Origin of the sequence: Pseudomonas sp. 10C3 (assembly GCF_036346185.1) — a bacterium.
GTDB lineage: Bacteria > Pseudomonadota > Gammaproteobacteria > Pseudomonadales > Pseudomonadaceae > Aquipseudomonas.
Map to the genome: position 1 here is coordinate 153,294 of NZ_JASJVE010000010.1, position 18,737 is coordinate 172,030.

Sequence of the window (18,737 nt, forward strand, 5' to 3'; positions counted from 1 at the left end):
CCCCCAACCTAGCAACTAGCCTCATAAGCAAACCCCAAGCAAGGATGCTTCGATGCTGTCCGTTCTGCGTGTATTGACCAGTGCTGTTTTCGCGCTCGCCTCGTTAACCGTCAACGCCGACACCTGCCCCGACTGGCCGCCCGCCAAGGTCCGCACCGAAATAGTTGCTCTGCAACAACACATTGCCCAATGGGATGACAGCTATCACCGCCAGGGAGTTTCTCTGATCGCGGATGAGCTTTATGACCAGTCTCGCGCACGCCTGTCGCTGTGGCGTGGGTGCTTTGCTCAGAAGGCGCCTGACGACAATCCGCTGAAAACAGCGGCCGGTCCGCTCGTTCATCCCATACCCCATACCGGGCTGAGCAAACTGCGCAACGAACGCGCAGTCCAAGCCTGGCTCAAGGACCGTGAGGACGTGTGGATTCAGCCCAAGGTCGACGGAGTCGCGGTCACGCTGGTGTATGAAAGCGGCCAGTTGAAGCAGGTCATTAGCCGAGGCGATGGGCTCACAGGACAGGACTGGACCCACAACGCACGCCAGTTACCCGCCATCGCGCAGCACCTGCCCTGGCGGGAAAGTCTGGTGCTGCAAGGCGAGTTGTACTGGCGGCTGGCAGACCACGTGCAAGCCGACGGCGGCAGCCTGAACGCGCGCAGCAAGGTCGCCGGGTTGCTGGCACGCAAGACCATTACCCCGGACGAGGCGGCAAATGTAGGCCTGTTCGTCTGGGACTGGCCAAACGGGCCGGAGCACCTGACCGAACGCCTCGACGGATTGAGTGCCATGGGGTTCACCGACAGTGCGCTCTATAGCAAGCCCCTGCAAAACTTCGCTCAAGCGCAGCAATGGCGCGAGCACTGGTACCGCAATGCGCTGCCCTTCGCCACCGATGGAGTGGTCATGCGCCAGAGCCAGCGACCCTCTGCACAACGTTGGCAAGCCAAGGCGCCCTACTGGATCGCAGCCTGGAAATACCCCTACGCCCAAGTGATCGCGAACGTGCGCAAGGTCAACTTCAACATCGGGCGCAGCGGCCGAATCACGCCGGTTCTGGACGTGGACCCGGTGCGTCTGGATGATCGGAACGTCAAGCGGATCAATGTCGGGTCCCTGGTACGCTGGCAAAAAATGGACATCCGCCCCGGCGACCAGATCGCAATCAGTCTGGCAGGATTGACCATCCCACGCCTGGACAGCGTGGTGTCACGCAGCGTTGAACGGGCTGAGTTCAACGTGCCGCAGGCGAGCGACTACCACGCCCTCAGTTGCTGGCAGCCGAGCCCGGGATGCGAAAGCCAGTTTCAGGCGCGCCTGGTTTGGCTCGGCGGCAAGCAAGGGCTGGCAATGCCCGGAGTGGGACCTGGCACGTGGGATGCGTTGCTCAGGGCCGGAAAGATTAACGGCCTGCTCGATTGGATGACCCTTGATGCCGTGCAGCTTGCTAACATTGCCGGCCTCGCCGAGCGCAGCAGCGCTAAACTGCTTGGCAGTTTTCAACAGGCTCGACAGCAACCGTTTCATCGCTGGGTGAAAGCGCTCGGGTTACCGCCGACCGCTGGCGTTGACCTCGGTAGCCAGTGGAGTGAACTGGCGGCCAAGAGTGTCGAACAGTGGATAAGCGAGCCGGGAATCGGTCCAGGAAGGGCCGCACAGCTCAATGCGTTTTTTCAAAATCCGCAGGTACAGGCATTGAGTGAGCAATTGCGGGTGCAAGGGATAGAAGGTTTTTAGGTCAATATCATTTTTCAGGGACAGGCGAGTCTTCGTTCGCTTATCGCGTCACTATTTTCAAGGGAGCCCCCATGAAGTGCTTGTCACCGCTGACCCTGTTCACGGCATGCAGCCTGCTGGCAGCACCGCTGTTCGCCGCCGAGGAAGCCCCCCAACTGACGGGCTGCGCGGCCAAGCGCCAGGACATCAGCGCCCGGATCGAACTCGCCAAGGCCAACGGCAACAGCGACCAGCAAGCCGGGCTGGAAAATGCCTTGAGTGAGGTATCGACCACCTGCGCCGACGCCTCCTTGCTCAAGCAACTTGAACAGAAAGTGCTGGAGGCCAAACGCGACGTCAGCCGGCGCCAGTCAGACCTGACCAAAGCGATGAGCAAAGGCGACCCGGACAAGATCAACACGCGCAAAGACAAACTCGCCGAGTCGCGTAAAGAACTGCATGACGCTCAAGTGGAGCTGGAGAAGGTCGAGCCGAACTATGATTGATACACCGCAAAGCAGTGTGTCAATCACTGCACATCAATGATCGCGAAACTCTTTATGGCATGCCTCGCACGCATCTTCGACCTTCTGCACCGCAGGGCTCAGGGTGCTGGCCTTGAAGGGCTTGGCATTGGTGGCGAGCACCAGTTCCCCGGTGGCCGATTCGAGTGACCGGGCCAGTTCCTGGAAATGTGCCTGTTTTTGCCAGACATCATCCTTGGCGCTGGTATGGTCGGCTTCCTTGACCACGGGGAAATGCTTCCACGGCTCGTGGGCCAGGCTGTCGAGCTTGATCGCGCCGTCGGTGAAGCGCTGGCCGTCGAACGTCACGCGGCCACGCAGCATGCCGCCCAAGTCTTCGCTGGTTTTGAGCATCTCTTTGAAGATCGCCTTGCGCTGACCCAAAGGCGAGTTTGGATCAACGCCGCCACAGGCACTCAGGGTCAGGCAGGCCAGCAATACCACGGAAAGTCTTTTCAAGGTCATGATCACTACAGGCTGGTGGAAACGGCGGCCAGTATCCTCGGCTCATCGCAAAAGACCAAGCGTACCGTTGCCGCAGCAGGAACTTCTCTTAGGCGGAAACGATGAACAACGTCACGATAACCCCCATGCCAATTGCCCAGGCCAGGGAGCGCAAAACTGCCAGGTCCGCCAGGTAAAAAATGATGTACAGCAGACGACTGGTGATAAACAGCACCGCCAGCACATCAATGGTGACCGCTTGGGCGTTACCGACGATGTCGGCAATGATCACTGCGGCGGCAAACGCTGGCGTCACCTCAAAGCTATTGAGTTGCGCTGCATGCGCACGCTTGGCAAACCCTTCAAGATTGTCGAGAAAGGTGCGCGGGTCATGGTTCTCCCGCAGGCCGAACTTGCCGCCACTGAACTTGGCCACGCCGATACATAGGTAAGGCAGGCATATCGCGATCAATATGCACCAGAAAGCAGGAGTCATAAGCAAATCCTTATAGTTTCAGCTTCATTAGAAGCATGCCGAGCAACACTAGCCCACACGCTAAGAGCCTGGGCCGACCAAAAGGTTCTTTCAGGTAGCGCATGCCGAACAACACCACCAGCACCACACTGATTTCGCGCAAGGCCGCAGCCTCTGCCACCGACCCCAGCTGCATGGCCCATAGCACCAGAGCGTAGCTGAACAACACACACAACCCGACGCCTAGCCCAAGGCGCCACTGCTCGCACCAAAACAGGGTAAACGCCTGACGCTTGTTGCATATCGCCAACAATGGAAACGGCCAGGCACTGATCAGCGTCAGCCATACCAGATAGTCCAGTGGCTGCGCGCCGATCCTGAGTGCCTGGCCGTCGATCCACGTGTAGCAGCCGATGCATAGGCCGATCAACCCAACCACCGGCAGCATCGACCAAGGCAAACGCTCGCCGCCACCACCCTGCCACAACAGGCAGACCATGCCGCACGGGATCAATAAAATGCCGAGAATTTGTTGTGTGCTCAATTGTTCGCCAGCAAACATCAGCGTCAACCCCAACACCACCAGGGGTGAAAGCCCGCGCATCAACGGATAGACCAGGCCCAGATCGCCCACTCGGTACGCCCTGATCAGCAGGCCACGATAAACCAGTTCGAAAGCGGCCGAGGCCAGCATCCACGGCCAGACTTCAGCAGGCGGCGGTGTCACGAAAGTAAGCGCCAATACGGCGAAAACCAGAGCGACCCCATCCATGCTGGCGATGACCAATAGCCGTTCGCCACTGAATTTGATCAGGGTATTCCAGGTCGCATGCAGGAGGGCTGCAATCAACACCAAAGCCGTCGCCAGCACTGGCCGCTTCCTTGTTCAAAAGGGTCGTTATCCGGGAAGTTACCGCCGGGAGCAATTGATTCGCCATCTACCAGCAGCTGGATATACTGACACCGATTACGTCACACCCCCGTTGCGCACCCTAACTATTCCAATAATTTTGCTTCTACGGACTCAGCCTTTACCGGATCGAGTTCAGTCGCTCGCCTGCGCACGCCTGATCGGGACGTCAAGACTATCGACATATCCCTTAAGACGGAGCCTCTACACATGCCACTCGCTTTGCTTGCACTCGCCGTTGCCGCTTTCGGTATCGGCACCACCGAATTCGTGATCATGGGCTTGCTGCCCGAGGTCGCCAATGATCTGAGCGTCAGCATTCCTGACGCCGGCCTGCTGATCACCGGCTACGCGTTGGGCGTGGTGTTTGGCGCGCCGATCCTCGCCATTGCTACCGCGAACATGCCGCGCAAAGCCACATTGCTGGGCATGACACTGATGTTCATCCTCGGCAATGTCCTCTGCGCGCTGGCGCCGACCTATGCCACGCTGATGGCCGCACGGGTGATTACCGCCCTGTGCCACGGTGCGTTCTTTGGCATTGGCTCCGTGGTGGCGGCAGGGTTGGTCGCGCCGAACAAACGCGCGCAGGCCATCGCGCTGATGTTCACCGGATTGACCCTGGCGAATGTATTGGGCGTGCCGCTGGGCACCGCGCTCGGGCAATACGCAGGCTGGCGTTCAACCTTCTGGGCAGTGGCCGTAATTGGTGTGATCGCGGTGATTGCGCAAATGGTCTGGCTGCCCAAGGAGATCCCTATGGAAAAGGGCAATCTGGTCACCGAATTCCGCGTATTGGGCAAACCCAATGTATTACTGGCGCTGGCGATGAGCGTCCTGGCGTCGACCAGTCTGTTCAGCGTATTCACCTACATCGCCCCGATTCTGCGCGACGTTACCGGTGTCACCCCGCACGGCGTGACCTTCATGCTGCTGTTGTTCGGCCTGGGCCTGACCGGCGGCAGCATGCTCGGAGGCCGACTGGCCGACAGTCGTTTGCTGCCTGCGCTGCTAGGAATGTCGATTGCCGTCGTACTGATCGTGGCCTTGTTCAGCCAGACCAGCCATTCGGTCATTCCCGCTGCCATTACCCTGCTGCTGTGGGGCGTGGTGGCGTTCGCGTTGTGCCCGATTCTGCAGTTGCTGATCATCGACCAAGCCAGCGATGCGCCGAATCTGGGTTCAACCCTCAATCAAAGCGCTTTCAACCTCGGCAACGCGGCCGGTGCCTGGATCGGCGGCCTGGTGGTTGCCAGCGGCGCCGACCTTGCCGACCTGCCGTGGACGGGCGCAGCCGTCGGGGTATTGACCGTACTGACTGCGCTGTTCTACCTCTATTTGCAGCGGCGTCAGGCGCAAATGGTCAACGTCTGATACTCAGCCGGGTCTACGACATCCTCAATGAGTGTCGCTGTCCTTGAACTGGTCCTTCACGTAGGTGATTTCGGTCTTGCCGTGCGGGGCTGGCAGGCCGTCTTCACCGAGGTTGACGAAGACCAGCTTTTCCACTGTAAGGATGCTTTTGCGCGTAATTTTGTTGCGCACCTGACAGGTCAGGGTAATCGAGGTCCGACCAAATTCGGTCGCGGTGATGCCCAGCTCAATGATGTCGCCCTGCCGCGAGGCGCTGACGAAGTTGATCTCGGAAATGTACTTGGTGACCACCCGTTGATTGCCCAGCTGGACGATGGCGTAGATCGCGGCTTCTTCGTCGATCCAGCGCAACAGACTGCCACCAAACAGCGTGCCGTTGGGGTTGAGGTCTTCGGGTTTAACCCACTTGCGGGTGTGGAAATTCATGCTCACTCCTGACCGTATTGCCAATTGATGGCGCTAATAATGGCAGACCCGGCGCGTTACCTCTATCGGGCATCGGCTTACGTAGCGATTAGTTTTTTGCAGGGTTATGCGATGGAAAGGTCTTGGGCTACGCCTCGAGCACGGCTATAATCGCCGAGCTTCAAAAACGGTCACCGTCGGCTCGATTGTCTAAACAGCCCATGACCGTTCCCGCCACCTGTCCGAGGGGCGCTGCAGCAGGCTTGTCCTGTCAGGCTCGGATGGGGCGTTGCTTGATCGGCTGATCTTACTGAATCAGTCCGGACGGGCCTTAAACGCACAACGGCGCCCATTCGCACACTACGAATGGAGACTCTAAATGAGTGCTGTAATCACGCCTGCAGATTTTAACGACTACAAAGTCGCCGACATGTCCCTGGCTGCCTGGGGCCGTCGCGAAACCATCATCGCCGAATCCGAAATGCCTGCCCTGATGGGTCTGCGCCGCAAATATGCTGGCGAGCAACCGCTCAAGGGCGCGAAGATTCTCGGTTGCATCCACATGACCATCCAGACGGCCGTGCTGATCGAAACCCTGGTTGCTCTGGGTGCCGAAGTACGCTGGTCGTCCTGCAACATTTTCTCGACTCAAGACCAGGCTGCTGCTGCTATCGCGGCTGCCGGCATCGCGGTTTACGCCTGGAAAGGCGAGACCGAAGAAGAGTACGAGTGGTGCATCGAGCAAACCATCCTTAAAGATGGCCAGCCTTGGGACGCCAACATGATCCTCGACGACGGCGGCGACCTGACCGAGATCATCCACAAGAAATACCCGGCGATGCTGAACAAGATCCACGGCGTTACCGAAGAAACCACCACCGGCGTACACCGCCTGCTGGACATGCTGGCCAAGGGCGAGCTGAAAATCCCGGCCATCAACGTCAATGACTCGGTGACCAAGAGCAAGAACGACAACAAGTACGGCTGCCGTCATAGCCTGAACGATGCGATCAAGCGCGGTACCGACCACCTGCTGTCCGGCAAGCAAGCGCTGGTCATTGGCTACGGCGACGTGGGCAAGGGCTCTTCGCAGTCGCTGCGCCAGGAAGGCATGATCGTCAAGGTTTCCGAAGTTGACCCAATCTGCGCGATGCAAGCGTGCATGGACGGTTTCGAACTGGTTTCGCCGTTCATCGACGGGATCAACGACGGCACTGCCGCCAGCATCGACACTGCACTGCTGGGCAAGATCGACCTGATCGTGACCACCACAGGTAACGTCAATGTCTGCGACTCGAACATGCTCAAGGCCCTGAAGAAACGCGCGGTCGTGTGCAACATCGGTCACTTCGACAATGAAATCGACACCGCTTTCATGCGCAAGCACTGGGCATGGGAAGAAGTGAAGCCACAGGTGCACAAGGTTCACCGCACCGGCGCTGGCACCTTCGATCCGCACAACGATGACTACCTGATCCTGCTGGCCGAAGGCCGTCTGGTAAACCTGGGTAACGCTACCGGTCACCCGAGCCGGATCATGGACGGTTCGTTCGCTAACCAGGTACTGGCGCAGATCTTCCTGTTCGACCAGAAGTACGCCAACCTGGCACCGGCACAGAAAGCCGAGCGTTTGACGGTTGAAGTACTGCCGAAAAAACTCGACGAAGAAGTGGCGCTGGAAATGGTCCGTGGTTTCGGTGGCGTGGTCACTCAGTTGACCAAGCAACAAGCCGACTACATCGGCGTGACCGTTGAAGGTCCGTTCAAGCCGCACGCCTACCGCTACTGATTGATCAGGTAGCCCGCTCCCCATAGGAGCGGGCTTGGTCTGGGCCGCATCCGGATGATCGGCCGCGTAGCGGTCGTCGCGATCAGACACGCGAACCGATGTGGTTTCAGCATTTTGAAGGTCGTTCCGACCTTATCGCGGGCTTGCCCGCTCCTACAATGAGATCGGCGTCCATGTCTAACGACCGTCGCTTCAGCTTCGAATTCTTCCCGACGAAGACCGATGCAGGGCATGAAAAACTGCTCACCACGGCCCGTCACCTGGCCAGCTACAACCCTGATTTTTTCTCCTGCACCTACGGTGCCGGTGGCTCGACCCGCGACCGCACGATCAGCACCGTGCTGCAGCTGGAAAGCGAAGTCAAAGTCCCTGCGGCCCCGCATTTGTCCTGCGTGGGCGACAGCAAGGCTGACCTGCGCGCACTGCTAACGCAGTACAAAGACGCCGGGATCAAACGCATCGTCGCCCTGCGCGGTGACCTGCCCTCAGGCATGGGCATGGCCAGCGGTGAGCTGCGCCACGCCAACGATCTGGTGAGCTTCATTCGTGAAGAGACCGGCAGTCACTTCCATATCGAGGTCGCCGCCTACCCGGAGATGCATCCGCAGGCACGCAACTTCGAAGACGATCTGCAAAACTTCGTGCGCAAGGCCAAGGCCGGTGCCGACAGCGCTATCACCCAATACTTCTTCAACGCCGACAGCTACTTCTACTTCGTCGAGCGTGTGCGGAGGATGGGCGTGAACATTCCTATCGTGCCGGGCATCATGCCGATCACTAACTACAGCAAGCTCGCGCGCTTCTCTGACGCCTGCGGTGCAGAAATCCCGCGCTGGGTCCGCAAGCAGCTGGAAGCTTACGGCGATGACGTGCAAAGCATCCAGGCGTTCGGCGAACAGGTCATCACACAAATGTGCGAGCGCCTGTTGCAAGGTGGCGCACCAGGGCTGCATTTCTATACCCTTAACCAGGCAGAACCCAGCCTGGCGATCTGGAATAACCTCAAGCTTCCACGTTAAAAACCAATCTAACGTGATCATCTTGCGCGTGTAACATCCAGCACGTTGAATCAGCCGGATCTCGCCTCATCGAGACTCGGCTGACACCTTGGACTACGTGACTACTTCCAGCGATGCTTCGCATGGCTGCTGTTGGCAAGATGATGCAACGCCGACATGAACAGAAGTGATCCATTAGCCGCAGAGGTCCGATCCGGCGCTTCTATTTAGGCAACGTCCGTCGTAATCTCAGGCGATGTCTCACATTGTCCGACTCCTGACTGCCCTGGTCCTCACTTGTCTTAGCTTCACTGCTTTAGGCGAAAAACTGCGCATCGTCACCGAACCCTGGGCACCTTACGTGTACATGGAGGATGGTCAGGCACGCGGGCTGGACTACGAAACAACGTCGATCATCTTCCAGCGCCTGGGCATCGAAGTGGAGTGGCATTTCCTGCCCTGGAAGCGTTGCCTGGCGATGCTTGAACAGGGCCAGGCCGACGGCGCACTGGATATTTTCCAGAACGCCGAGCGCACTGATTCATTGCTGTACCCCAGCGAACCTCTGTCCGATGTCGAGTTCGTGCTGTTCTACGCCAACGCCCGTCCCCACCCGTTTCAAAGCCTGGAAGACCTGCGCGGCCTGACCGTAGGGGTTTCGCCGGGCTATCTTTACAGCCCGGAATTTAGGGATTCACCGCTGTTCGCCCGTGAAGAAGCGCCCACCCATGAAGCCAATTTCGGCAAGCTTCTGCGCGGGCGGATCGATCTGGTGATTACCGACCGCCGTGTCGGCCAGTATCTGCTTGATGAATTGAAGGTTCGCGAGCAAATCAGCCAGTTGCCAACCGTCATCAGCCGTGAGCCGCAATACCTTGCTCTGCGCAAAAATGTGGGCATGGACCTGCTGGTGCAGCGCTTTGGTGCCGAGCTCAAACGCTTCAAACGCGAACCGGCGTACGCCGAGTTGAGTGCCCGCTATGCTGGCGAGGCGACGCCAACGGCTACCACGTTGCTCACCACGCCACTGCAGCCGGCGTCTGCGCCTGAAAAAACCGTTGAGCAGCAGGAAAGCAGCGCGTTGTGATTGCTCTGTTATACTCCGGCATTCCCGCCAGGCTTACGCCCGGACGCTCGGCCTTGCATAAGGCATCTCGATCACGTCAGTCGCGACTTTTCTTTCCCGCGCCGATATGCCGAGACGCACGTCAAGACCCAGCAGGACCGGACGGGATTGCGTCCTCTAAACGCCATTCACGCCAGGCAAGACCTTCTCAATGGGCCCAGCCCTAACTAAAACAGGATTACTCATGTCCTTTGCTTCCCTCGGTCTCTCCGAGGCTTTAGTCCGCGCCATCGAGGCAGCGGGCTATACCGAGCCTACTCCGGTGCAACAGCGGGCCATTCCCGCCGTGTTGCAAGGTCGCGACCTTATGGTTGCGGCGCAGACAGGTACTGGTAAAACCGGCGGCTTCGCCCTTCCGATTCTGGAACGGTTGTTCCCCAACGGTCATCCGGACAAATCCCAGCGTCACGGCCCGCGCCAACCGCGCGTTTTGGTCCTGACCCCAACCCGCGAGCTCGCGGCGCAAGTACACGATAGCTTCAAGGTGTATGCCCGGGATCTGAAGTTCGTCAGCGCCGTTATTTTTGGCGGTGTCGGCACGAACCCGCAAGTCCAGGCCATGGCTAGAGGCGTTGACGTGTTGGTGGCCTGCCCAGGCCGTCTACTCGATCTGGCCGGTCAAGGCAGCGTCGATTTGTCCCGCGTTGAAATTCTGGTGCTCGATGAAGCCGACCGGATGCTCGACATGGGCTTCGTGCATGATGTGAAGAAAGTCTTGGCTCGCCTGCCAGCCAAGCGCCAGAACCTGCTGTTCTCGGCGACCTTCTCCAACGACATCACGGCCTTGGCAGGCAAGCTGCTGCACAACCCGGAACGCATCGAAGTCACGCCGCCGAACACCACGGTCGAGCGTATCGAACAGCGCGTATTCCGTCTGTCTTCGAGCCATAAACGCTCGTTGCTGGCGCATTTGATTACCGCAGGTGCCTGGGAACAGGTGCTGGTTTTCACCCGGACCAAGCACGGTGCAAACCGTCTGGCTGAGTACCTGGACAAGCACGGCCTCACGGCGGTGGCGATCCACGGTAACAAGAGCCAGAACGCCCGAACCAAAGCACTGGCTGACTTCAAGGCTGGCCAGGTGCGGATCATGGTCGCCACCGATATCGCCGCGCGCGGTCTCGATATCGACCAGCTGCCCCACGTCGTCAACTTCGAACTGCCGAACGTCGACGAAGACTACGTGCACCGTATCGGCCGTACAGGCCGTGCGGGCCGTAGCGGCGAAGCGATTTCGCTGGTCGCGCCGGACGAAGAGAAGCTGCTCAAAAGCATTGAGCGCATGACCAAACAGAAAATCGCCGATGGCGACCTGATGGGCTTCGATATCACAACGGTTGAAGCAGAGAAGCCAGAAGTACGTGAGCGTCCGGATGTGCGTAACCCACGCGCACCCCGTGGCCCTCGCGGCGATGGCCCGACCGGCAGTGGCGGTGGTGGCGGCCGTAAGGATAAAGGCAAGGACAAGGGTCAGGAAAAGCCGGCAGCCGCCGCACGTCCTGAGCGTCCAGCTCAGAAGCCGCGCGAGGGCACACCTGCCCGCGAGCAGCGTCAGGCAACCCCGCGTGCCGACCGTGCCCCGGACGAGTTCCTGGACGACGAAGTGGATAACTTCGGCAACCGCGCTGACTACGTGAGCCCGTACCCGAATAAAGGCCAGAGTCGTGGTCGTCGTCCGGGCGCTCCGGCACCTGCGGCTACCGCAGGCGGTACAGCACCTGCTGCTCGCGCGCCAAGCTCGGGTCGCCCAAGCGGTCCTCGCACCGGCGCTGGCTCGACCACGGGTACACCGCCTGCCGCCCGTTCTGGTCCACGTAACGGCGCGCCACGCGATGGCCAGGCCCGTCGTGACGACGCGCCACGCAATCGTCGCCCTGCCGCCGCTCGCGATGATCAGCCCGCACGTCAGGAACCTGTGGTCAAAGGTCCTCGCGAAGGTGCACCGCAGCCGAAGATCGTGCACAAAGAGTCAAAAAGCGATCGCTTCCCGTCGGCTGATCAACTCGACCAACTGCCAAGCCGTCCACGTGGCGAGAAACCCGCATTGCTGACCCGCAACCGCGAAGGTTAAAGCCAGACACGCTGCATAAAAAAACGCCCCGACCGGGGCGTTTTTTTTGGTCTGGATATCATGCGACTCCAGACATAAAAACGCCGACCCAAAGGTCGGCGTTTTTATGTTGCGAGCAAACCTTACTTGGCTTGAACGCCTTCAAACGAGAAGATCAGCTCAAGTTCCTGGGTTTTAGGGCCCAGATCTTTCTGAATCGCGAAGTCCTTCAGCTTGATAGTGGTGGTGCCTTCAAAGGCTGCACGGTAGCCGCCCCATGGATCTTTGCCTTCGCCCAGGAAATGCGCAGCGATCACGACTGGCTTGGTCACGCCGTGCAGTGTCAGGTTACCGGTCACGTCAGCCGTGTCGGTGCCAGTCGACTTGACCGAAGTCGATACGAATTTGGCTTCCGGGAATTTTGCTACGTCCAGGAAATCAGGGGTGCGGATGTGCTTGTCACGTTCAGCATGGTTAGTGTCGACGCTGGCAGTTTTCAGCGTGACATTAATCTTGCTGGCTTCCGGGTTCTTCGCGTCGAAGCTGAAGGTGCCGTCCCAGTCCTTGAACGTGCCGTAGATGTAGCTGAAGCCCAAATGGCTGATCTTGAAGTTAACGAAGGCGTGCTGGCCTTCCTTATCGACTTTGTAATCAGCGGCCATCACTTGCCCGGCGGACAACAGAGCAGTACCCAGAGCCAGAGCGGCGAGCGTCTTCTTCAACATGCGTTTATTTCCGTTTAGGTTGAACATTAGTCGCGACCCAACATGCGCGTAAGGGTCGCATCGCGATCAATAAAGTGGTGTTTCAATGCGGCCAGGGCGTGAAATCCAGCGAAAATCACCAATGCCCAGGCCAGGTACTCATGAACAGCGCCCGCGACGTCTGCCTGATCGGGGATGCTGGAAATCAACGCCGGCACCTCGAACAGATCAAACACCGGAATCCCCACACCGTCGGCGGTGGAAATGAGGTAACCGGCAAACATCACGGCAAACAAACCGACATAAAGAAACAGATGTCCGAACTTAGCCCCCCATTGGACGAGCCGACTCTGAGCGGACAGTGCAGGAGGTGGCGGGCTGATGAAGCGCCAGACCACCCTGACCACCATCACAGCGAACAAGGTAAGACCGATGCTCTTGTGCAGGTCAGGAGCCGCTTTGCGCCAGGTATCGTAGTAGTCGAGGTCGACCATCCACAGACCCAGTGCGAACAAACCAAAGACAACAAGCGCCACACCCCAGTGCAGCAAGATGCTGACCAGACCGTAACGAGAGGAGGAGTTGCGTAGCTGCATCACAGTTACCTTCAAAAGTGGGTCTCAGACTAACTTTTTATCTATCGAATGAAAGCGCAAAATTTCGCTTTGAAATATCGAGAAATACGATCATAGGCTGACTCCTTTCAGCCGGATGCCAGCATCCCGTTAATGCCCGACCGACAATACTGCACCGTGACAATCGGACATTCGATCCCGATGAGTGGCACCACATTGTCATTCTGCGTCACAAGAGGTTGTTCCGCAGCCACGCATTGCATAGGCTTGCGCGATTGTTTGCCCTCGCGCCATGCGAGTTGCCACCCGGAGATTGCCAATGGGCCTGAATAACCAGTGGATGCAACGCGACCTTGCGGTGCTGTGGCATCCGTGCACCCAGATGAAAGACCACGAAAGCCTGCCGCTGATCCCGATCAAGAGCGGCAAAGGCGTCTGGCTAGAAGATTTTGAAGGCAAGCGTTACCTGGATGCCGTGAGCTCCTGGTGGGTCAACGTGTTCGGTCACTCGAACCCGCGCATCAATCAACGGATCAAAGATCAGGTCGACCAGCTGGAGCACGTGATTCTTGCCGGTTTCAGCCACCAACCGGTGATCGAACTGTCCGAGCGTCTGATCAAGATGACGCCCGAGGGCCTGACCCGCTGCTTCTACGCAGATAATGGTTCGTCCTGCATCGAAGTCGCGCTGAAAATGAGCTTTCACTACTGGCTCAACCGCGGCCAGCCGAATAAAAAGCGCTTCGTCACTCTGACCAACAGCTACCACGGCGAAACCATGGCGGCGATGTCGGTGGGCGACGTGCCGCTGTTTACCGAGACGTACAAAGCGCTGCTGCTCGACACCATCAAGGTGCCGAGCCCGGACTGCTACCACCGGCCTGAAGGCATGGGCTGGGAAGAACACTCGCGCAACATGTTCGCCGCCATGGAGCAGACCCTGGCTGAGAACCACGACACTGTCGCGGCGGTGATTGTCGAGCCGTTGATTCAGGGCGCGGGCGGCATGCGCATGTATCACCCGGTGTACCTCAAGCTGTTGCGCGAGGCCTGTGATCGGTATGGCGTGCATTTGATTCACGACGAAATCGCCGTCGGCTTCGGGCGCACCGGAACGATGTTCGCGTGCGAACAGGCTGGCATCCGTCCGGACTTCCTCTGCCTGTCCAAAGCCCTGACCGGTGGTTATCTGCCCTTGGCGGCGTGCATCACCACCGATGACGTGTACAACGCGTTCTACGATGACTACTCGACCCTGCGCGCCTTCCTCCATTCGCACAGCTACACTGGCAATCCGCTGGCGTGTGCGGCGGCACTGGCGACGCTGGACATCTTCGAGCAAGACAACGTCATCGAGAACAACAAGGCCCTGGCGCAACGCATGGCCAGCGCCACCGCGCATCTGGTCGATCACCCCCATGTCGCCGAAGTCCGTCAAACCGGCATGGCGCTGGCCATCGAGATGGTGCAGGACAAAGCCACTAAAGCCGCTTACCCCTGGCAAGAACGACGCGGTTTGAAGGTGTACCAGCATGCCCTCGAACGGGGTGCCCTGCTGCGGCCGCTCGGCAGCGTGGTGTATTTCCTGCCGCCATATGTCATCACCCCGGAAGAAATCGACTTTCTTGCCGAAGTGGCCACCGAAGGCATCGACATCGCGACCCGCACCAGCATCAGCGTTGCGGTGCATGAAAACTTTCATCCAGACTTTCGAGATCCAGGCTGATCCCTTGTGGAAGCGCACTTGCCCGCTCCTACAAGGACCTAAACACTTTCAGAGAACGAACATGAAACTGTCCCGCTTTTTTATCGATGCGCCCTTGAGCCTCGGCGAGCACGAGCTGCCAGAAGCCCAGGCGCACTACATCGGTCGCGTATTACGCATGGCCGAAGGTGACGCGCTGCAAGTATTCGACGGCTCGGGCAGCGAGTTTCGCGGCACATTGCTCGAAGTGGGCAAGAAGCGCGTGCGGGTGCAGCTGAATGAACAGTTTGCCGGGCAAATCGAATCGCCGTTGCGGATTCATTTGGGGCAGGGGCTGTCACGCGGCGAGCGTATGGACTGGGCGATTCAGAAGGCGACCGAACTGGGCGTCAGCGAAATCACGCCCATCGTCAGTGAGCGTTGTGAAGTTCGCCTCAAAGATGAGCGTGCAGAAAAGCGCCAGGCCCACTGGCAACAGATTGCAATCAGCGCGTGCGAGCAATGCGGGCGCTCTGTGGTGCCGGTGATTCATGCGCCCATGGTGCTGGCTGACTGGATCAAGAAGACCGAAGCCGACCTGAAGCTGGTATTGCACCCGGTCGCAGAACCGCTGACCAGCCACAACAAACCCGGCACCCTGGCCTTTTTGATCGGCCCGGAAGGCGGGCTTAATGATGCCGAAGTCGATCAGGCCCAGGATGCGGGCTTCCACGCCGCCCGCCTCGGCCCGCGCGTACTGCGCACAGAAACCGCACCCGTGGTCGCATTGAGCGTGGCGCAGCAATTGTGGGGTGATTTCTAAACTGTCGTACCACACCATCCGTAGGAGCTGACTTGTCTGCAATCCAGTGCGGAGCGCTGGCCAAGATGGTGAGTTCACCACCGCTGGAAGGTCCTTCGGGTCGAGCGCGACCCAGGCTTATCGCAGACAAGGGGGACCAAGCGCCTACGGGTTATGTGTCAAAGCACATAAAACATGATTGCCACAAAGTGCAGCAAACTGCCGGCGATCACGAACAAGTGCCAGATACCGTGCCAATGCCGGAAGCGGCTATCGAAAGCAAAAAAGATAATCCCCACGGTATAAAACACCCCGCCGGCCGCCAGCCAAGTGAAGCCCGCCGTTCCCAGCGCAGCCATCAGTGGCTTGACTGCCACCAGCACGATCCAGCCCATCACCGCGTAGATCACGAGGGACATCACGCGCGCCTCGGAGCGTGGCTTGATCTCCTGCAACATGCCGATCACCGCCAGTCCCCAGACAACCCCGAACAGTGTCCAGCCCCATGGCCCACGCAACGTCACCAGGCAGAACGGGGTGTAGCTGCCCGCGATCAGCAGATAGATCGACAGATGATCAACCTTTTGCATGATCACCTTCGCCCGTCCCCGGACGCTGTGATACACGGTCGATACGCTATACAGCAGCAACAAGGTCACGCCGTAGATCGCCGTGCTGACGATCTTCCATACATCGCCGTCCATGCTTGCCAGCACCAGCATCCAGACCGCACCGACAAAAGCCAGCACCGCGCCGACCAGATGCGTCCAGGCGTTGAAGCGTTCTCCGTGATACATGTTCGCAAACCTCCAAAAACACCGACTGCGCAAGGCTCAGGGTTCTACGCGAAAAGTGCAATGCCCCACGCGGGCCCACGCGATATTTTTAAAGCCCTAAATGCTGAAATCGCTTGCAGCCAGCACGCGCTGAGTTAGGCACAATCCACCTGCTCACATTATTGAAGAGCTACGAATAAGAGTCCCTGCCATGCTGATCGACGAAGAACTGACCCTCAAGAAGCTGGAGATCTTCCTGGCTTTTATGCGCACCGGCAATCTGGCGCGGGCCGCAGTGGAGTTGCAGACCAGCAATGTCAGCGTGCATCGGGCTATCCATTCACTGGAGAGCGCCCTGCGCTGCCCACTGTTCAAGCACGAAGGTCGCAACCTGACGCCGCTCGAAAGCGCTTACGTGCTGGAAGAGCGCGCGCAGAAATTGATTCAGGACGTGGTCGCCACAGTGGAGTTGACCCGTCAGGCCGCCGGCTTTTCAGCCGCACGGTTCAAGTTGGGCTCGCTGTACTCGTTGACCATCAAGACAGTGCCGCAGCTGATCATGGGCCTGAAACTGCGTCGCAGTGAGCTGAACATCGATTTGATCATGGGCTCCAACATCGACCTGTTCTACAAACTGAAGAACATGGAAGTGGACGCGATTCTGGTATCGCTCAATGAAAGCGTCAACGATCCGGACTGCGAACACCTGCCGCTGTTTTCCGATGATATTTTCCTCGCCGCGCCCGCAGAGTCACCGTTTTCACAGCAAAGCGAAGTGGATTTGAGCGATCTGCGCGAAGCGACATTCATTACCCTGGCACAGGGTTTCGCGACGCATCAGGACGGGGTTCGAGTGTTCCAGCAGGCGGGCTTCGAGCCAAAGGTGGCGATGCAGGTCAACGACATTTTCACCCTGCTGAGCATGGTCAGCTCCGGGGTCGGTTATGCGTTGCTGCCAGGACGAGTGGCCGCCGTTTATGAGAATAGGGTGCGCTTGATTCCGTTGCAGGCACGCTATCGGATGCAGCAGCATATTGGTGTCGTGTTCCTCAAATCGAAGGAACGCGACCCAAACCTGCTGGCGTTTGTGGCCGAATGCCGGATGTACGCCAACCGGCATTCGCAGCCTGAGACTTGAAAAGCTTCGTAGCGGGACGCGTAGGTATAAGTGACTATGCGTCCCGCTGCGAATGGCGTTGTTACGCCCCCATAATCCCGCGCACGATGAAGTACAACACCGACGGCCCCAACAGGCAGCCCAACCCGGTGTGGAAGGTCGCGGTCAGGGCGCCGTAAGGCACCAGCCGACGGTCCGTCGCCGCCAGGCCTGCGGTCACGCCGCTGACCGTGCCGGCCAAGCCACCGAACACCATCGCCGAGCGCGGGTTATCCAGGCCCATCCAGCGTGCAGCCATCGGTGTGCCGACCATCACAAAAATCGCTTTGATCAAGCCTGTCGCGATGGACAGCGCCACCACATCCGAACTCGCGCCAATCGCTGCGCCGGTTACCGGCCCGACGATGTAAGTCACCGCACCTGCGCCGATGGTGGTCATGCTGACCGCATCACGATAACCGAACATCCAGGCGATGCTCGCGCCAACAATGAACGGCAGTGTGGTGCCCAATAGCAAGGCAACGACCCCTATCAATCCGGCCTTGCGCGCCTCACTGGCTTGCACTTCGAACGCTGTAGCGACAATGGCGAAGTCACGCAACATGGCACCGCCCATCAAGCCGATGCCCGAAAACAGCGTGAGGTCCGCCAAGCCTTTTTGTCCGCCCGTCATGGTACCGCCGACCCACGCCAGTACCAGCCCGATAACGATGGCAATGGCCGAGCCGTGAATGCGCCCGAACGTCAGTCTTCTTGAGATCACCACCGAAATCCACATCACCACGCCGATAAAGGCGAACGCAGTGACCAGGCCGTTATTTGCCAAACCTTTTTCCATGAGCGCCCACATATCAACGCCCCCCTACCGACGTCACACCGGGAATAAGCGTCGGCTCTTCGTCCGGCAAAGGTTCGCCCTTATGAGTTCGACTGATCAGCGCAATGGCACAAGCACAAACCACCACCGAGCCAATGGCCGCCAATACCGCAACCGGTCCACCGTGCAAGGCTGCGACCACGTTCTGTTGCGCGGCCATGGCGACCACGACAGGAATGTACATGGCACCCCAGAAACCCACGCCCAAGTCGCATTCCTTGGTCATACCGCCGCGGTTGTGCATCCACAGACGGGCGCAGATCAACAGGATCATGGCAATGCCAACCCCGCCCACATTGGATTTAACGCCCAGCAGCATGCCGAGCATATCGCCGAGAATGACGCCTGCCAGGGTGCAGATAGCCAGTAAGGCCACACCGTAAATAATCATTA

General features: G+C 58.9%; 19 protein-coding genes and 1 riboswitch. Of the genes, 10 read left to right on the top strand and 9 right to left on the bottom strand.

Translation table 11 applies throughout. From position 1 onward, the window contains the following. Window positions 1-52 precede the first annotated feature (52 nt). Window positions 53-1,735, top strand: coding sequence for an NAD-dependent DNA ligase LigB (gene ligB / locus QN399_RS11920; protein ID WP_330200973.1), 1,683 nt, complete (start codon window positions 53-55; stop codon window positions 1,733-1,735). A 71-nt stretch (window positions 1,736-1,806) separates the two neighbouring features. Continuing rightward, window positions 1,807-2,220, top strand: coding sequence for a DUF1090 domain-containing protein (locus tag QN399_RS11925; protein ID WP_322176838.1), 414 nt, complete (start codon window positions 1,807-1,809; stop codon window positions 2,218-2,220). 33 nt (window positions 2,221-2,253) lie between these two features. Here the strand turns inward: QN399_RS11925 and QN399_RS11930 are convergent, their stop codons facing one another. From QN399_RS11930 to QN399_RS11940, 3 genes are all read right to left on the bottom strand, one after another. After that, window positions 2,254-2,703 carry a cytochrome c gene (locus tag QN399_RS11930; protein ID WP_219064013.1) on the bottom strand — a complete coding sequence of 150 codons (450 nt, stop codon included), beginning with the start codon at window positions 2,701-2,703 and terminating at the stop codon, window positions 2,254-2,256. An 88-nt stretch (window positions 2,704-2,791) separates the two neighbouring features. Continuing rightward, complete coding sequence (locus QN399_RS11935) at window positions 2,792-3,178, bottom strand: MAPEG family protein (RefSeq protein WP_322176839.1); 387 nt, start codon at window positions 3,176-3,178, stop codon at window positions 2,792-2,794. Between the two features lie 10 nt (window positions 3,179-3,188). Beyond that, window positions 3,189-4,028, bottom strand: a complete 840-nt coding sequence (locus QN399_RS11940; RefSeq protein WP_322176840.1) for a DMT family transporter — start codon at window positions 4,026-4,028, stop codon at window positions 3,189-3,191. Between the two features lie 249 nt (window positions 4,029-4,277). Between QN399_RS11940 and QN399_RS11945 the strand changes: the two genes are divergently transcribed. Next, entirely contained in the window at window positions 4,278-5,441 is a 1,164-nt protein-coding gene (locus QN399_RS11945; RefSeq protein WP_322218409.1) for an MFS transporter, read from the top strand. A 24-nt stretch (window positions 5,442-5,465) separates the two neighbouring features. Here QN399_RS11945 and QN399_RS11950 read toward each other — a convergent pair whose 3' ends face one another. After that, window positions 5,466-5,867, bottom strand: coding sequence for a hotdog domain-containing protein (locus tag QN399_RS11950; RefSeq protein ID WP_322176842.1), 402 nt, complete (start codon window positions 5,865-5,867; stop codon window positions 5,466-5,468). Between the two features lie 217 nt (window positions 5,868-6,084). Continuing rightward, window positions 6,085-6,204, top strand: a riboswitch (S-adenosyl-L-homocysteine riboswitch). A 21-nt stretch (window positions 6,205-6,225) separates the two neighbouring features. On the opposite strand from QN399_RS11950, the gene ahcY reads away from it, so the two are divergent. From ahcY to QN399_RS11970, 4 genes are all read left to right on the top strand, one after another. Further along, the gene (gene ahcY / locus QN399_RS11955) at window positions 6,226-7,635 is read left to right on the top strand and encodes an adenosylhomocysteinase (protein ID WP_322176843.1); all 1,410 of its coding nucleotides are present in this window, start codon (window positions 6,226-6,228) and stop codon (window positions 7,633-7,635) included. Between the two features lie 173 nt (window positions 7,636-7,808). Continuing rightward, window positions 7,809-8,654 (top strand): methylenetetrahydrofolate reductase [NAD(P)H], encoded by an 846-nt coding sequence (gene metF / locus QN399_RS11960; protein WP_322176844.1) that lies wholly within the window; start codon window positions 7,809-7,811, stop codon window positions 8,652-8,654. Between the two features lie 235 nt (window positions 8,655-8,889). Next, the gene (locus QN399_RS11965; RefSeq protein ID WP_322218411.1) at window positions 8,890-9,720 is read left to right on the top strand and encodes a transporter substrate-binding domain-containing protein; all 831 of its coding nucleotides are present in this window, start codon (window positions 8,890-8,892) and stop codon (window positions 9,718-9,720) included. 223 nt (window positions 9,721-9,943) lie between these two features. Further along, window positions 9,944-11,830: a DEAD/DEAH box helicase gene (locus QN399_RS11970; protein WP_322218414.1), complete on the top strand. Its 1,887-nt coding sequence runs from the start codon at window positions 9,944-9,946 to the stop codon at window positions 11,828-11,830. Between the two features lie 122 nt (window positions 11,831-11,952). Here QN399_RS11970 and QN399_RS11975 read toward each other — a convergent pair whose 3' ends face one another. Together QN399_RS11975 and QN399_RS11980 are read right to left on the bottom strand one after the other, a co-directional pair. Then, window positions 11,953-12,534: a YceI family protein gene (locus tag QN399_RS11975; protein ID WP_219064003.1), complete on the bottom strand. Its 582-nt coding sequence runs from the start codon at window positions 12,532-12,534 to the stop codon at window positions 11,953-11,955. 26 nt (window positions 12,535-12,560) lie between these two features. Beyond that, the gene (locus tag QN399_RS11980; RefSeq protein ID WP_322218416.1) at window positions 12,561-13,109 is read right to left on the bottom strand and encodes a cytochrome b; all 549 of its coding nucleotides are present in this window, start codon (window positions 13,107-13,109) and stop codon (window positions 12,561-12,563) included. Window positions 13,110-13,407: 298 nt separating this feature from the next. On the opposite strand from QN399_RS11980, the gene QN399_RS11985 reads away from it, so the two are divergent. Beyond that, on the top strand, window positions 13,408-14,814 hold the full coding sequence (locus QN399_RS11985; RefSeq protein WP_330200974.1) for an adenosylmethionine--8-amino-7-oxononanoate transaminase: 1,407 nt from the start codon (window positions 13,408-13,410) through the stop codon (window positions 14,812-14,814). Between the two features lie 61 nt (window positions 14,815-14,875). Further along, complete coding sequence (locus QN399_RS11990; RefSeq protein ID WP_330200975.1) at window positions 14,876-15,595, top strand: 16S rRNA (uracil(1498)-N(3))-methyltransferase; 720 nt, start codon at window positions 14,876-14,878, stop codon at window positions 15,593-15,595. 158 nt (window positions 15,596-15,753) lie between these two features. Here the strand turns inward: QN399_RS11990 and QN399_RS11995 are convergent, their stop codons facing one another. Further along, window positions 15,754-16,371: a hemolysin III family protein gene (locus QN399_RS11995; protein WP_322176850.1), complete on the bottom strand. Its 618-nt coding sequence runs from the start codon at window positions 16,369-16,371 to the stop codon at window positions 15,754-15,756. A 190-nt stretch (window positions 16,372-16,561) separates the two neighbouring features. Between QN399_RS11995 and QN399_RS12000 the strand changes: the two genes are divergently transcribed. Then, window positions 16,562-17,488 carry a LysR substrate-binding domain-containing protein gene (locus QN399_RS12000; protein WP_219063997.1) on the top strand — a complete coding sequence of 309 codons (927 nt, stop codon included), beginning with the start codon at window positions 16,562-16,564 and terminating at the stop codon, window positions 17,486-17,488. Window positions 17,489-17,549: 61 nt separating this feature from the next. On the opposite strand, the gene madM is transcribed toward QN399_RS12000, so the two are convergent. Then, window positions 17,550-18,317 carry a malonate transporter subunit MadM gene (gene madM / locus QN399_RS12005; RefSeq protein WP_322176852.1) on the bottom strand — a complete coding sequence of 256 codons (768 nt, stop codon included), beginning with the start codon at window positions 18,315-18,317 and terminating at the stop codon, window positions 17,550-17,552. A 1-nt stretch (window position 18,318) separates the two neighbouring features. Continuing rightward, complete coding sequence (madL, locus tag QN399_RS12010) at window positions 18,319-18,735, bottom strand: malonate transporter subunit MadL (RefSeq protein WP_322176853.1); 417 nt, start codon at window positions 18,733-18,735, stop codon at window positions 18,319-18,321. Window positions 18,736-18,737: the final 2 nt, after the last annotated feature.